16 protein-coding genes are annotated in these 14687 nt (G+C 58.7%); 3 read left to right on the forward strand and 13 right to left on the reverse strand.

What is annotated here, in order from left to right; translation table 11 throughout:
* Positions 1-2 precede the first annotated feature (2 nt).
* The 6 genes from AB8880_07760 to pgk form a co-directional block, all read right to left on the reverse strand.
* Positions 3-1247: an FAD-binding protein gene (locus AB8880_07760; GenBank protein XDZ64821.1), complete on the reverse strand. Its 1245-nt coding sequence runs from the start codon at positions 1245-1247 to the stop codon at positions 3-5.
* Entirely contained in the window at positions 1247-2734 is a 1488-nt protein-coding gene (locus AB8880_07765) for an FAD-linked oxidase C-terminal domain-containing protein (GenBank protein XDZ64822.1), read from the reverse strand. The genes AB8880_07760 and AB8880_07765 overlap by 1 nt, the downstream gene beginning before the upstream one ends.
* A gap of 153 nt (positions 2735-2887) precedes the next feature.
* The gene (gene ykgO, locus AB8880_07770) at positions 2888-3013 is read right to left on the reverse strand and encodes a type B 50S ribosomal protein L36 (protein ID XDZ64823.1); all 126 of its coding nucleotides are present in this window, start codon (positions 3011-3013) and stop codon (positions 2888-2890) included.
* A gap of 126 nt (positions 3014-3139) precedes the next feature.
* Complete coding sequence (gene msrA, locus AB8880_07775; GenBank protein ID XDZ64824.1) at positions 3140-3781, reverse strand: peptide-methionine (S)-S-oxide reductase MsrA; 642 nt, start codon at positions 3779-3781, stop codon at positions 3140-3142.
* Between the two features lie 62 nt (positions 3782-3843).
* On the reverse strand, positions 3844-4512 hold the full coding sequence (locus AB8880_07780) for an HAD-IA family hydrolase (GenBank protein XDZ64825.1): 669 nt from the start codon (positions 4510-4512) through the stop codon (positions 3844-3846).
* A gap of 7 nt (positions 4513-4519) precedes the next feature.
* Entirely contained in the window at positions 4520-5743 is a 1224-nt protein-coding gene (gene pgk / locus AB8880_07785) for a phosphoglycerate kinase (protein XDZ64826.1), read from the reverse strand.
* A 187-nt stretch (positions 5744-5930) separates the two neighbouring features.
* Between pgk and AB8880_07790 the strand changes: the two genes are divergently transcribed.
* From AB8880_07790 to AB8880_07800, 3 genes are all read left to right on the forward strand, one after another.
* A complete protein-coding gene (locus AB8880_07790; protein XDZ64827.1) occupies positions 5931-6647 on the forward strand; it encodes an AzlC family ABC transporter permease in 717 nt (238 codons plus the stop codon).
* Complete coding sequence (locus AB8880_07795) at positions 6644-6955, forward strand: AzlD domain-containing protein (protein ID XDZ64828.1); 312 nt, start codon at positions 6644-6646, stop codon at positions 6953-6955. Before AB8880_07790 ends, AB8880_07795 begins: the two co-directional genes overlap by 4 nt.
* Before the next feature lie 99 nt (positions 6956-7054).
* The gene (locus AB8880_07800) at positions 7055-7591 is read left to right on the forward strand and encodes a DM13 domain-containing protein (GenBank protein XDZ64829.1); all 537 of its coding nucleotides are present in this window, start codon (positions 7055-7057) and stop codon (positions 7589-7591) included.
* Positions 7592-7622: 31 nt separating this feature from the next.
* On the opposite strand, the gene AB8880_07805 is transcribed toward AB8880_07800, so the two are convergent.
* From AB8880_07805 to AB8880_07835, 7 genes are all read right to left on the reverse strand, one after another.
* On the reverse strand, positions 7623-8405 hold the full coding sequence (locus tag AB8880_07805) for a phosphatidylcholine/phosphatidylserine synthase (GenBank protein XDZ64830.1): 783 nt from the start codon (positions 8403-8405) through the stop codon (positions 7623-7625).
* On the reverse strand, positions 8405-9112 hold the full coding sequence (locus AB8880_07810; protein XDZ64831.1) for a phosphatidylserine decarboxylase: 708 nt from the start codon (positions 9110-9112) through the stop codon (positions 8405-8407). Before AB8880_07810 ends, AB8880_07805 begins: the two co-directional genes overlap by 1 nt.
* A gap of 5 nt (positions 9113-9117) precedes the next feature.
* The gene (gene rpe / locus AB8880_07815) at positions 9118-9810 is read right to left on the reverse strand and encodes a ribulose-phosphate 3-epimerase (GenBank protein ID XDZ64832.1); all 693 of its coding nucleotides are present in this window, start codon (positions 9808-9810) and stop codon (positions 9118-9120) included.
* A 13-nt stretch (positions 9811-9823) separates the two neighbouring features.
* Entirely contained in the window at positions 9824-10831 is a 1008-nt protein-coding gene (gene gap, locus AB8880_07820; GenBank protein ID XDZ64833.1) for a type I glyceraldehyde-3-phosphate dehydrogenase, read from the reverse strand.
* A gap of 12 nt (positions 10832-10843) precedes the next feature.
* Positions 10844-12838: a transketolase gene (tkt, locus tag AB8880_07825; protein XDZ64834.1), complete on the reverse strand. Its 1995-nt coding sequence runs from the start codon at positions 12836-12838 to the stop codon at positions 10844-10846.
* 127 nt (positions 12839-12965) lie between these two features.
* A complete protein-coding gene (locus AB8880_07830; GenBank protein XDZ64835.1) occupies positions 12966-13937 on the reverse strand; it encodes a class 1 fructose-bisphosphatase in 972 nt (323 codons plus the stop codon).
* A gap of 30 nt (positions 13938-13967) precedes the next feature.
* The gene (locus AB8880_07835) at positions 13968-14585 is read right to left on the reverse strand and encodes an HD domain-containing protein (protein XDZ64836.1); all 618 of its coding nucleotides are present in this window, start codon (positions 14583-14585) and stop codon (positions 13968-13970) included.
* Positions 14586-14687: the final 102 nt, after the last annotated feature.

Here is a 14687-nt window from a genome sequence, read left to right on the forward strand (position 1 = left end):
CGCTAGACCCCTTTATACATCCGGCCAGGGTTGAGCAGGCCGAGCGGATCAAAGCCAGCCTTGACACGGCGGGACAGATTATGAAGCGCCGCAGGCTGGGGATGAAAGACCGGCACCTCCCGCCGGACATTCTCCGGAGCTTCATAAAGGGTGGCATGCCCGCCATATTGCTTGAGCATCCCCCTTATAATTTCAGCGCTGGCATCCCGGCCTTCAGGGTGATTAAGCCAGATGAGCCCGCCGCCCCAATCGGCATAGCCGGAACAGTTGGGGCGTGCCATGTATTGATCCAGCAAGACACCTCCGGCGGCGGTCGGACAGGAAATCTTCCAGATCACGCGATTTGACTGGCGGGGAAGAAGGAGCGTTTCCCGTAATTCCATCTGCAAAAGATCTGATTCCTTAGAGGCAAGGCGCAAGGAAGGCTTTACCCGCCTTGATATTCCGATGATCCCATCAGCCCGGTCCCGGATCGATATTTCAAAGCCTTCGATACGGATCACCGCGGCAACACGCTGATCGCTGGCATCACGCAAGTTCCCAACCCGGGAATGAACGAGAAGATCTGCCGGAATAATGGCCGCGGAAGATGGCTCATACGGACTTGCAAACACATCACGGATAAGCTCCTGCGCCATGGCAGCGGTATCGGTGAAATAGATGAGGCTAGCCGCATCTTCAGGTTTCGGCATCGTCTTGATGGTCACGTCATGCATCACCGCAAGCGTTCCGAAAGACCCGGCCATCAGTTTGGAAAGATCATACCCGGTGACGTTCTTCATCACGCGGCTGCCGGACTGGAAGCTCTCGCCGCGGCCGGATACAGCCTGAAACCCGAGCAGGTAGTCCCTTGCGGCACCAGCAACCAGCCGCCGCGGCCCTGAAAGGTTCGTTGCAAGAATACCGCCGATGGTCCCCTTTGCCTGATCAATCGTCTCGGCACCAAGGGGCGGATCGAATGCCAGCATCTGCCCGGCATCGTCCAGGGTTTTCAGAATTTCTGCAAGCGGGGTTGCGGCTTTGGCCATCAACACGAGCTCATCCGGCTCATAGGCCGTGATACCGCTTAAAGCTGATATATCGAGCACACTTTCGGCTTCAACCGGACGGCCGAGACCTGTTCGACTCCCCTGCCCGCGCAATTCAAGCCGTGTCCGGTCCGTGACGGCTGCGGCGAGCGCATCCTTGAGCTCTTCTCTATCGGTGACCGCAAGCGCCGGGGCGGTATGGGTTTCTGTCTCGCGCATCAGAATCTGGGCAGGTCAGGATGGGGCAGCTGGCCCTGATGCACATGCAATCGGCCAAGTTCAGCGCAGCGGTGCAATACCGGGAAGACCTTGCCGGGATTAAGCAGATGATCCGGATCAAAAGCACATTTCAGCCGTTGCTGCTGTTTCAGGTCGTCTTCACTGAACATCTCTCCCATCAGGTCACGTTTTTCAACGCCGACACCATGTTCCCCGGTCAGCACGCCGCCAAGTTCAACACAGGCCTTGAGAATGGCCGCGCCAAATTCCTCTGCCCGCTCCAGATCCCCGGGCGTGTTGGCATCAAAGAGGATCAGCGGATGCAGATTGCCATCACCTGCATGGAAGACATTGGCAACCCTGAGCCCGAATTGCTGGCTCATCCGTGACATGCGGCTGAGCATTTCCGGCAGCTGCCGCCGCGGGATCGTGCCGTCCATGCAGAGATAATCCGGCGAAATACGGCCGATTGCCGGAAAAGCTGTCTTGCGCCCGGCCCAGAACAACTCTCGCTCTTCTTCGGTCTGGCTGACACGGATCATCGTTGCATCCTTGCCCCTGACAATGCCCGCGACACGTTCGGTGAGGATTTCCACTTCGGCTTCGGGACCGTCGAGTTCCACGATCAGCAGTGCATCGGCTTCCCGCGGGTAACCGGCTGAAACGAAATCTTCGGCGGCATTGATGGCGGGGTTGTCCATCATTTCCATCCCCGCCGGGATAATCCCCTCGGCAATGATGGCGCCAACCGCTTCACCGGCAGAAAGGGCGGAGGCAAACCCGATCAGCAGGGCCTTGCGGGTCGCCGGCTTCTGCAATATTCGTACGGTGACTTCGGTCACGATGCCGAGCAGGCCTTCAGATCCGGTCATTACCCCGAGCAGATCATATCCGCCGGCATCGAGATGCTTGCCGCCAAGACGCAGTATCTCCCCATCCATGGTGACAAGTTCAAGCCCGAGCAGGTTGTTCGTGGTCAGCCCGTATTTGAGGCAATGGACGCCGCCGGAATTTTCCGCCACGTTCCCGCCGATCGAGCAGGCGATCTGGCTTGAGGGATCCGGCGCGTAGTAAAACCCCTTGCCCTCAACCGCATGGGTGATGGCAAGATTGGTCACGCCAGGCTGGGTGACCACGGCACGGTTATCGTAATCAATTTCAAGAATCCGGTTCATCCGGCCAAGACCGAGCAGCACGCCGTCTTCGAGCGGCAACGCCCCGCCCGACAGCGAGGTTCCCGCCCCGCGGGGCACGATCTTGATGCCGTTTTCATTGCAATAGCGCAAGGTCGCGGCAACTTCGGCGGTATCGGCCGGCAGCGCCACCACAAGCGGGGTCTGCCGATACCCGTTCAAGCCATCGCTTTCATAAACGCTCATCGACTTCGGGTCGGCGACAACCCCGTTCGGGCCAAGCAGTTTCCTGAGGCCGGAGGCGATTTCCTCGCGCCGCTGGATCATCTCACGATCAGGTTCGGGCATCTGCATGGGGACATCCTTTTATTCGGTTATAACGTCAATACCGCCTGCGAATCAATCCAAGAGCTTCAGGCATGGCGGGGGGTCATGTCGAGGCCCTTTCTCCGGGCAAACAAAAACCCGGCCTGAGCCGGGTTTGCGATTTGATTTCAGCGATGGCGATCAGCCCTGGCGTGCCTTCATGCGCGGGTTCTTCTTGTTGATAACGTAAAGACGGCCGCGACGACGCACAACCTGGCAGTTGCGATCACGTGATTTCAGTGTTTTGAGCGAGCTTGCGACTTTCATATCGAATGCTTTCGTTCAATTGATGTTCAGGTGTGAAGACGTATAGCGGCTGGAACGGGATGGGTCAAGCCCCAAAACCTCTCATCATCCTGACCAGCTGATCCTTCTGTTTCCGCACCTTCCTGATCAGGAAATCGCGCAAGCCACGCCTGTTCCCCTGAGCCCGCAATATCCGTTCGGATTTTTATGCAGATACTGCTGATGATAGTCCTCGGCGAGATAATATGCACCGGCGAGATCAATTTCGGTCGTGATGCTGCCATACCCGGCGCGGTTCAGGGCCTTTTGATACGCCTCACGGCTGGCGCGCACGGCGTTGAGCTGATCGGCATCATCCGCGTAGATGGCGGATCGATACTGGGTGCCGATATCATTTCCCTGACGCATGCCCTGGGTCGGATCATGGCTTTCCCAGAAAATCTGCAGCAGCTCATCAAGGGAAACCGCCTCCGGATCAAACACGACCTCTACCGCTTCGGTATGGCCGGTGCCGCCGCTGCATACTTCCTGATAGGTGGCGTTCGGCGTAAAGCCGCCAGCATACCCTACCGAGGTTGTCCACACGCCTTTTTGAGTCCAGAAGAGACGTTCAGCCCCCCAGAAACAACCCAGGCCAAGCAGAATACGCTGCATCCCTTCGGGAAAGGGCGGGATGATGGGATTGCCCAGCACCGCATGTGGCCCTGGTTCAATAATGGGGGATCCGCGGCCGGGCAAGGCATCTGCCTTTGCGGGAAGTTCGAGTTTCTTCATCAGCATGGAAAACATCAAGACCTTCCTTTCTTTGCTTTTATATATGGGAGGCCGCCGCGTCTTATGCAAGCCTGACGCTACCCGGCAAGCGGCGCCACCTGATCGATAAACCCGTCATAGGAGGAGATCACGGCATCGCCGCCGAGATCATGGACATTCACCGCCGAATATCCCCAATCCACAAGGATGAGGCTTGTGCCGGCGGCGTGCGCTGCCCCGGCATCTGCCTTGCTGTCCCCGACCATGACGGCGCGGCCAGGCACGCCTCCTGCCCGTTCAACCGCGGCAAGGAGCGAGGCCGGATCAGGTTTGCGTGTCGGCGTCGTATCGCCGCCAACCACCGCATCAAACATCGGCAGAAGATCAAAATGCCGGAGCACGGCATGGGCGGTGTCTTCGCTCTTGTTGGTGCAGAGGGCGATGCCGTAGCCTGCATTCTTCAGTGCCGACAGCATGTCCTCCACCCCGGGATAAAGGGTTGTCTTCACCACGGGAGATGCAAGATACATCTTTCGGTAAGACGTGATCGTTGCATCAAGCGTGGCGTCATCGGGGGCAAGATCAAGGGCGGCAAAACCCCGGATGATGAGATCCATCAGCCCGCCACCGATCAGCATCTCGACGTCATCTTCGGAAAGCGATGGCACGCTTTCGCAATGCGCGGCAATCGCGGCGTTCAGATGCCAGGCGATATCAGGCGCGGAGTGGACAAGCGTTCCATCCAGATCGAAAACAACAACCGGCATATCCTGATCAGCCCCGCACCATCAGGGCCGCAACGCCGGGGAGAACCCGGCCTTCCATCCATTCAAGAAAGGCCCCGCCCGCGGTTGAGACATAATGGAAATCCTGCTCCACCCCGGCGGTGTTGAGGGCCGCGACGGTATCGCCGCCACCCGCAACCGATACGAGCCCGGATTCGCTGCTGCGCCGGGCAACATGCCGGGCCAATGCCACGGTGGCCGCATCAAAAGGCGGAAGTTCAAAGGCCCCCATCGGCCCGTTCCAGACAAGGGTATGCGACTGATCAACCGCCGCCATGGCCCGGGCCACGGTCAGAGGGCCGGTATCGAGGATCATTTCATCATCGGCAATCTCGCCTTCGCCGAGCGTCAGGGTGCGTGCCGGTGCCCCTTTCCTGAATTCACGGGCCAGCACGACATCATCGGGGAGGATCAACTGGCAACCCGTTTCTTCTGCCCTCGCCATGATTCTGCCTGCTTCATCCGCCATATCGGCTTCGGCAAGAGAGCCGCCGATCCCGATCCCCTTAGCCAGCAGGAACGTATTGGCCATGCCGCCGCCAACAATCAGGGTTTCCACCTTTTCAACAAGATGGTTCAGCACCGCCAGTTTCGTTGACACTTTGGCGCCGCCAACCACCGCCGCAAGGGGACGTGTTGGTGCCTCAAGCGCCGCCGTCAATGCCGCCAGCTCTTCGGCCATGAGCGGGCCCGGATAGGCGGGAAGAAACTGTGCCAGTGCCGCTATGGACGCATGATCACGATGGCTTGCGGAGAAGGCATCATTGACATAGATATCCGCAAGTTCAGCAAGAGCGCTGGCGAAACTCTCCTCGCCCTGTTCTTCCCCGGGATGAAACCGGAGATTTTCAAGAAGAAGAATATCGCCATCCTGCATCTGCCGGGATTTCTCCCGCACCGCCGAACCGATGCAGTCTTCGGCAAAATCAACCGGCCGGCCCACAGCCTTCGCCAGCGCAGGCGCTATCGGGGCAAGGCTCGCCGACATGTCGCGCCTGCCCTTGGGACGGCCGAAATGCGCCGCCACAATGACCCGGGCACCACGTGCAGCCAGCGCGGCTATCCCCGGGGCAGTGCGGTCGATACGTGTTGTATCGGTAATAACGCCATCGGCCATGGGCACGTTCAGGTCCGTGCGGAAGAAAATCCTCTTGCCGGAAATATCAATATCGTCAAGGGAAGCAAAAAGAGAGGCAGAGGAGGAGGAGGACATTGGCGCTGCTCATGATCGATTACAGTGCTTTCGATCTAGCATGATGCCCCTCAAGAGGCAACCGCACCTTCATCACCCATATTCCCCCGGACCCGTGATCTTCGCCCGAAAATGGATTTGCATCCCCGAGCCTTCCTCTTGTATTGATGGGGCAGGCAACCACGCCCCCATTGATCGAGGCTTTCCGATGTCATTGCCAACACCCAGCCGTTCAGAAGAATTCAGAACAGGCATCATGGAAGAAGCGCCTCTGCTGATCGGCATCTTTCCTTTCGGGATGGTGTTCGGCGTCCTTGGCGTCGGCGCCGGCATGGATCCGCTGGCCGTTTTCTTCATGTCGTCCATCGTCTTCGGCGGGGCAAGCCAGGTCATTTTCGCCCAGATGGTCACGGCCGGGGCCAGCGGGATGGTCATTGCCGGGACGGTCGGAATCGTCAATCTGAGGCATGCGCTCTATTCCGCCTCGATGGTTCAGTATCTTGGCCATCTGGGCCGGGGCTGGCGCATCCTTCTTTCCTATCTTTTGACCGATGAAGCGTTTTTCATCTCCCTCAACCGTCTGGAAACCCGGCCGCATGGCCCTTATCAGCATTATCATCTGCTCGGCACCGGCCTTACCCTTTGGACGTGCTGGCAGGCCGCTACCGCTACCGGTATTCTGATCGGGGCGACCCTGCCGCAATCCCTCGGGCTCGGCTTTGCCATTCCGCTGACCTTCATGGCGCTGCTGGCCCCGATGGTGCGGCAGAAACCTGCTCTCGCCGCTCTCATCACCGCAGGCGGTGTTGCCCTCATGGCACGGAACCTGCCCTGGAATACCGGCGTCATCATTGCCGCCATCGCCGGCATGGTGGCGGGCGCAATGACCGAGGATTTTCTGGCACGAAAGGATGCAAGGTCATGATCTGGGCTGTCATGATTGCGGCGGGGCTGATGACCTTTGCGGCGCGGTATTCCATGATCGGGCTGCTGGGAGACCGGCCGATACCCGAACGCCTGAAACGGCTTCTCGGCTATGTCGGGCCGGCGGTCATGGCCGCGATCATTGCCCCCGAAGTGCTGGTGACCGGCGATATGATCAATGTGATGGACAATCCGCGTATCCCGGCTTTCATCGGTGCGTCCATCGTTGCGTTCTGGACCCGCAGCGTTCCGTTGACCATCCTCACCGGGATGCTGCTGCTCTGGGGAATTGAATTCATCACCGGTTAAGGTTTTCTTCAGCTTTTTCGTGTATCAAGGAAGGATACCAATAAGAGGACGCATGCCGATGCCTGCAAATCCTGGAGGCAAGATCATGCCCGGAGAACCATGACAAAGACACCACCTTCAAAAAACAGTTTCCACCAGTTCGTGGAATACTGGCGCCAGCGGTTTTTTCTGGCCCTGACCCTGAAATTTTTTGCCGGGCTTGTCATCGGCTTTGGTCTCGGCGTCTATTTTCTGCCCATTCTGATCGCCGATGAACCGGCGGATATCGCCATTGTGCAGGCCGCTGCGGACAAGGCCGAACGCCAGGCCGTCTTCCGGCGCGACCTGCCCGGCTCTGATGCTCTCCATTGGGGGGAGGGAACGCTGTATCTTTCATCTGATCGCGTCACCCTTGAAGGGGAAGTTTCCCCCGGCCCGGATTACCGGCTTTACCTGGCCCCTTCCTATGTCGAGGATGAGGAAGGCTTTGCCGCGATCAAGGCACAATCACTCGAGATCGCCCGCATCAAGGGGTTCAGGAATTTCTCCTATGAAATCCCGGCCGGGCTGGATACCGCCGGATATGCCGCTGTCGTGATCTGGTGCGAACGCTTCAGCCAGTTCATCACCGCGGGCAGATTGACCAAAAGGGGATAAAACCGCGCCCATCGGCAAAGAGATTGAACACTCAGGAAGACGGTTCGTGTTCGGCTTTCAGGCGATGGAATTTAACAATCGAGACAGGGATCAGGGCAAGATAGACGAGCGCAAGACCGACCCATACATCCCATGGCCGCGCCACCAGTGCTGCCAGCACCAGCGCAAACAATGCCATCGCCGGCAGGGCGGAGGTTCGCGGCAGGCGGACACCTTTTCCAGCAAAAGTCGGGATCGTGGAAATCGCCCCGGCCCCCACCAGCGCAAGCCATAGTGCCAGATGCTGCCATTCCAGCGCGGCGGGCCAATCAAACCGGAAACTCGCCACCACCGGGGCAAGCGCCAGAAACGCCGCCGCCGGAGACGGGATGCCGGTGAAATAGTTGCTCGCCCAGGCGGGCGTATCGTGCAATTCGGAATTGAACCGAGCCAGCCGCAGGGCGCAGCAGGCCGTGTAGAACATGCAGGCGGCCCAGGCTATCCGCCCGCCTTCTTCCAGTGCCCAGAAATAGAGCAGCAGCGACGGCACCACCCCGAACACCACCATATCCGAGAGGCTGTCCAGCTGGGCGCCGAAATTGCTCGAGGTTTTGAGCATGCGCGCCATCCGCCCGTCCAGCGCATCGAGTATGGCTGCCGCCGCCACCATGATAATGGCCGCTTCCCAGCGATCATGAAGGGCAAATCGGAGCGCCGACATCCCGCAGAGAAGAGCCGAGATCGTCAGGAAATTCGGCAGCATCCAGGCAAGGCTGACATTGGCGATCAGCCGGCCGCGCCTTCTCGGTGGAGAGGAATTATCCTTGCCGGCCATCAGCGCGCTGTCCCCGTTGTATTCGCCTTGGCGCCGCGAGTGTAATCGGCAATCATGGTTTCACCGGCAATTGTCCGCTGACCGGGGATGGCCAGAACCTTTACCGGTTTGGGCAGCCAGACATCCACCCGGCTGCCGAAGCGGATGATCCCGTAATGTTCACCTGTCTTGAGCGTATCGCCTTCGGCCACATCACAGAGAATACGGCGCGCCACCAGACCTGCGATCTGGATACAGCCGATCACCGGCCCATGGTCGGTCTTGATCACCAGACCGAGACGTTCATTCTCTTCAGATGCCTTGTTAAGGCTGGCATTGAGAAACGCCCCGGGGAAATAGAATTTGTCGACGACCGTGCCTGACATTGGCGCGCGGTTAACATGCACATCAAAGACATTCATGAAGATCGCAATCCGGGTATAGGACGCATCGGGCAGATCCATTTCCGCCGGTGCGGGCAGATCTTCAACGGAAAGAACACGGCCATCTGCCGGGGCGATGACGAGCCCCTCCCTGTCGGGAGTCGTCCGGACCGGATTACGGAAGAAATAGACACACCATAGAGTGAGGATCAGACCAGGCCAGAAAAAATGCTCCCAGAGCGCGGACAGAATCAGCGTTGCGATGGCAAAAATGGAAATGAACGGCCAGCCTGCCGGATGGATGGGCACCAGAACATTTTCCCTGATGGACTGAAAGACATGCATCGGTTTCACCTGCCTGCCCGGGATGCCGCATCTTCGGCGGCGTTGCGGATAGCGCGGATATTTTCGGCATAGAGCGCCGGATCGTTCTTGCCGAACACCGCTGACCCCGCCACCAGTACATTGGCCCCGGCGGCTGCAACCAGCGGGGCGGTTTGCACTGTCACGCCTCCATCGACTTCGATATCAACGGGTCTGTCGCCAATCATCTCGGCAACAGCGCTGATTTTCGGGAGCACCGCCTCAATGAATTTCTGGCCGCCGAAACCCGGATTGACCGTCATCAGCAAAACGAGGTCGAGACGATCGATCACATGGGCAATCGCCGCAACAGGTGTCGCCGGGTTGAGCGCAACCCCGGCCTTGACGCCAAGATCACGGATGGCCGCAAGCGAGCGGTCAAGATGGCGGCAGGCTTCGGCATGAATGGTGATGATCTCCGCCCCCGAATCAGCGAAATCAGCGATATAGGCATCGGGATTGCTGATCATCAGATGCGCATCAAAGCATGTCTCGCTCCGGCCACGCAAACGCTTGATCACCGGCGGGCCAAAGGTGATGTTAGGCACAAAATCACCATCCATCACATCAAGGTGAATCCAATCCGCCCCCGCTTCCTCCACGGCTGAAACCTCATCGCCAAGGCAGGCAAAATCAGCGGAAAGAATAGACGGGGCAATGCGGATCGGACGCGTGGTCATCTCTTTCTTATCCCTAGATCAGGGCCCCCATTGCAACGGCGGTATCCGCCATCCGGTTGGAGAAACCCCATTCATTATCGTACCAGGTCATGATCCGGCAAAGCCCGCCTTCCATGACCTTGGTCTGGTCCATGTGGAAGATGGAAGATCTCGGGTCATGGTTGAAATCCATCGACACAAGGGGTGCATCGGTATAGCCGAGCACGCCCTTGAGCCTGCCATCGGCGGCGTCGCGGATAAGGCCGTTGATTTCCTCGACGCTGGTCGCACGATTGGTGGTGAATTTGAGATCAACCACCGAAACATTCGGGGTAGGCACCCGCATCGCCACACCATCAAGCTTGCCGTTCAACTCCGGCAGGACCAGGCCAACCGCTCTGGCGGCACCGGTGGTGGTGGGGATCATGCTGGTGGCGGCCGCCCGGGCACGATAAAGATCCTTGTGCATCGTATCCAGGACCGGTTGATCGCCGGTATAGCTGTGGATTGTGGTCATGAATCCCTGCTCAATGCCGACGGCACCATGAAGGACCGCGGCAACAGGCGCAAGACAGTTCGTCGTGCAGGAGGCGTTGGAGACAACCATATGTTCGGCGGTCAGTTTATCATGGTTGACGCCATAGACAACGGTCAGGTCAGCGCCGGTGGCCGGAGCCGAGACAAGAACACGGCGGGAGCCGTTTTCAAGATGTGCCGCCGCCTTGTCGCGATCGGTGAAAATCCCGGTGCATTCCATGGCGATATCAACACCCATATCACCCCAGGGCAGATCTTTCGGGTCACGGATGGCCGTCACCTTGATCGGGCCGCGCCCAACATTGATGGCGTCACCATCCACGGTAACATTCGCCGGGAACCTGCCGTGAACGCTGTCATATTGCAGAAGATGCGCGTTGGTTTCAACCGGGCCGAGGTCGTTGATCGCCACCACCTCAATATCTGTCCGCCCGGATTCGATAATCCCGCGAAGTATGTTCCGGCCGATCCGGCCAAATCCGTTAATTGCGACTTTTACTGCCATGCGTCTTCCCCTTCAGGACGTGATGATTGCCACCGCTTTTGCGGCCACTGCCGCGGCGGTGATGTTGAAATGATCATAGAGTTTCGGGCCCGGCGCGGATTCACCGAAACTGTTCATGCCGATGAATCCGCCATCGGTGCCGATATATTTCTCCCAGCCGAAACCTGAAGCGGCTTCAACAGCGATCCGGGGCCCTTCGCCCAGAACAGATTTGCGATAGGCCTCCTCCTGCCGGTCAAAAAGCTCCCAGCAGGGAAGTGAGACCACCGCCGCGTTGATATGATGCTCTGCCTTGAGGATGTCTCTTGCCTCCATCGCAAGCGCGAGTTCCGTGCCGGTGGCAATCAGGGTGATATCACGCCTGCCATCTGCCTCAGCCAGGACATAACCGCCAAGGGCAACCTTGTTTTCGGATGATTTCTCCCGCCGCAGCGTTGGCGTAGCCTGACGCGACAGGGCCAGTACCGATGGCGCATTCGCAAGGCCGAGCGCCACTTCCCAGGCTTCGGCCACTTCCACCGCGTCACCGGGACGGAAGACATGAAGATCCGGCGTTGCCCGAAGCATGGCGAGATGCTCGATCGGCTGATGCGTCGGCCCGTCTTCTCCAAGACCGATGGAATCATGGGTCATCACATAGACAACACGCTGCTGCATCAGGGCGGAAAGACGCATCGCGCCCCGGGCGTAATCCGAGAAGACAAGGAACGTCCCGCCATAGGGAACAAGCCCGCCATGAAGGGCAATTCCGTTCATGGCAGCGGCCATCCCGTGCTCGCGTATCCCGTAATAGATATACCGGCCCTTGAACCTGCCCGGCAGAACAGGGGCTGTATCGGCGGTCTTTGTCAGGTTCGAGCCGGTGAGATCAGCCGAGCCGCCGATGGTCAGGTCGGTGGCGGCATTCACCACCTCAAGCGTTTTCTGGCTCGATTGTCTCGTGGCCAGTTTCGGCGCGTCCTCTTTGAGCTGTTTAATATAGGCTTTCATCATGCGGGTGAATTTCGCTGGCAGCTCACCGGAGATGGCGGCAGTAAAGCGCTTGCGCTTTGGTGAGGTTTCGAGCCTTTCAGTCCAGTCCTCGTAATCCGGAACTGATCGCCTTGCGGCGTTTGTCCAGGCTTCGGCCACATCGGCCGGAATCTCAAAAGGCGGGCTGGACCAGCCCAGCGCCTTGCGGGTTGCGGCAATCTCTTCATCCCCGAGAGGCGCGCCATGTGTCTTGGCCGTTCCGGCAAGGGTCGGGGCGCCAAAGCCGATGGTCGTCTTGCAGGCAATGAGCGACGGCTTGCGGCTGGACATGGCGGCGGTCACCGCCAGGCGGATAGCGTCGTGATCATGGCCATCGATGGACTGGACATGCCAGCCGGCGGCGCGGAAACGGGCGATCTGATTGGTCGAGGTCGAAAGATCCGTGCCGCCATCGATGGAGATGGAATTGTCGTCCCAGAACACCGTCAGCCGGCCGAGTTTCAGATGCCCGGCAAGATCAATCGCCTCATGGCTGATCCCTTCCTGAAGACAGCCGTCACCGGCAATCACCCAGGTGCGGTGGTTGACGAGCTTCTCGCCAAAGCGCGACGCCATGATCCGTTCGGCCAGCGCCATGCCGACCGAGGTGGCAAGACCCTGCCCGAGCGGCCCGGTAGTTGTTTCGATACCTTTTGCCATGCCGTATTCGGGATGCCCGGCGGTAATGGCCCCAAACTGGCGGAAATTACGGATCTGATCCATCGTCATGTCGGCATAACCCATGAGATGATTCACCGCGTAATGGAGCATCGAGCCATGCCCGGCGGAAAGAACGAATCGATCCCGGTCCGGCCAGGACGGGTCCGAAGGGTTCAGTTTGATGAATTCCGAAAAAAGAACGGCGGCAACATCTGCCATGCCCATCGGCATGCCGGGATGACCGGAATTTGCCGCCTGCACCGCATCCATTGAAAGAAACCGAATGGCATCCGCCATTTTGCGCCCCAGAGACGCGGAAGCATTGACGCTGGACATCTGACCCTCTTCTCATTGCCCACGGAATTCGGCACATCTTGATCGCGTATCTGCCGAAGCCGTGGCTGGTAGCCTTTCTTAGCAACTGTTGCGCCTCTCTTCAACCGGGGATCGCCCCAAAATGGCGCTATTGATGCTCCTTTTCCAGTCGCTCCACATCTTCCCTTGCTCCGAAGAAGAGCGGCACACGCTGATGCAGGTGTTCCGGCACAAGATCAAGAATGGCGCCGGTGCCATGACTTGCTCTGCCACCTGCCTTTTCCGCCAGAAATGCCATGGGGCTGGCTTCGTAGACAAGCCTGAGCCGCCCGGCCTCATTGCCGGGGCGGTTGTCCCCGGGATAGAGGAAGATGCCGCCGCGGCGAAAGATTCGCCAGGCATCGGCAACAAGCGAACCAACCCAGCGCATGCGGAATGATCTGCCGAGCGGGCCATCCTTGCCCGCCAGCACATCGGCCATCCATCGCTGAACCGGCGGATACCAGTGATTTGCGTAGGCGGAATTGATCGCAAATTCATTGGTTGAGGCAGGGATTTCCACATCCCCTGCCATGGCGACGAACTCCCCGTGATCCGGATCAAGAACAAAGCACCTTGCCTTGTCGCTTCCGGCCAGACCAAGGATGAGCGTTGTCTGTGGGCCGTAGGTGAAAAATCCGGCCGCCAGCTGGTTGCGGCCAGGCTGAAGGGTGTTTTCGGCCGGCACGTCACCTGCCGGCAGCAGCGAGAAAATGGTTCCGATGGTCACGTTGACGCTGATATTCGATGACCCGTCCAGCGGGTCCACGGCAACAAGGAGGCTTCCTTCAGGGTTGAGCGGCACCGGATCTTCCTGCTCCTCGGAAAGAAGACAGGCAGCACCGCTGCCGGAAAGACACGAGCAGATCAGCTCTTCTGCCTGAACATCAAGAGCTTTCTGGCTGTCGCCATCGCTGTTGGTGCCGCCGATATCCGACCCAAGATCAGCGGATATACCGTTTCGATGCACCAGATGCGTGATCTGCCCTGCCGCATCGGCTAGACCGAGAATGACGGAAACCTGATCGGCATCCGTCTCGCCGGCCTGTATTGCCGCCTTGAGAAAAGCCGTCAACTTCATGCAAAACCTCCGGGGTGCTGAACGCGAAAACTAACGAGGATGGCGATCTTCCGGCAGCCCCACAACCTCCCCGGGCCGGATATATCTGTCATCCCATGCCTTGCGGGAAAAAACCTCTCTCACCATCGGCTCGTAATACGAAAGGGGCGGCATCGGGTAGTCCGGGTCAAAGGACATCTGATCCCAGCGCTCACAGAAATCGGCGCAGCTCTGCCAATAGGGGTTTTCGCGGAATTCATCGCGTTTATCTGGATTCCAGCCATAATGATGGCCGTAGTATTTCATCTGGAAAATGCCGTGTTTTTCCACCACCCAGGAAACTTCTTCCCGCACATAGGGTCGGATGATTTCGGCCGCCATGCGATCGTGATTCTGTGGTGAAAGCCCGTCGCCGATATCATGGATGAGGGCCGCGACGATCCAGTCGAGATCGGCGCCGTCATGTTCCGCCCTTGCCGCCGATTGCAGCCCATGCTCAAGCCGGTTGATCTTGTATCCGGTGAGGGATTCCCTGCCCTGCCCTTCCAACTGGTCAAGGATGCGATCCGCGGTCCGGTCGCAATATTCATGCTCGAGTTCCGCAAGCATCTGATAATCTTCATAAGTTCCTTCATCCATCCGCGTGAAGGATACGACTTTCTCCGCCATCTGATCACTCTCCTGGATCGGCCCTTGAAAGGCACTGTTAACGTAACCGATTATGGGGCAAACCGTGCTCATCTTGCAAGACAGGATAAACGCCAATGGACT

Source organism: Alphaproteobacteria bacterium LSUCC0684, assembly GCA_041228335.1.
GTDB lineage: Bacteria > Pseudomonadota > Alphaproteobacteria > Puniceispirillales > UBA1172.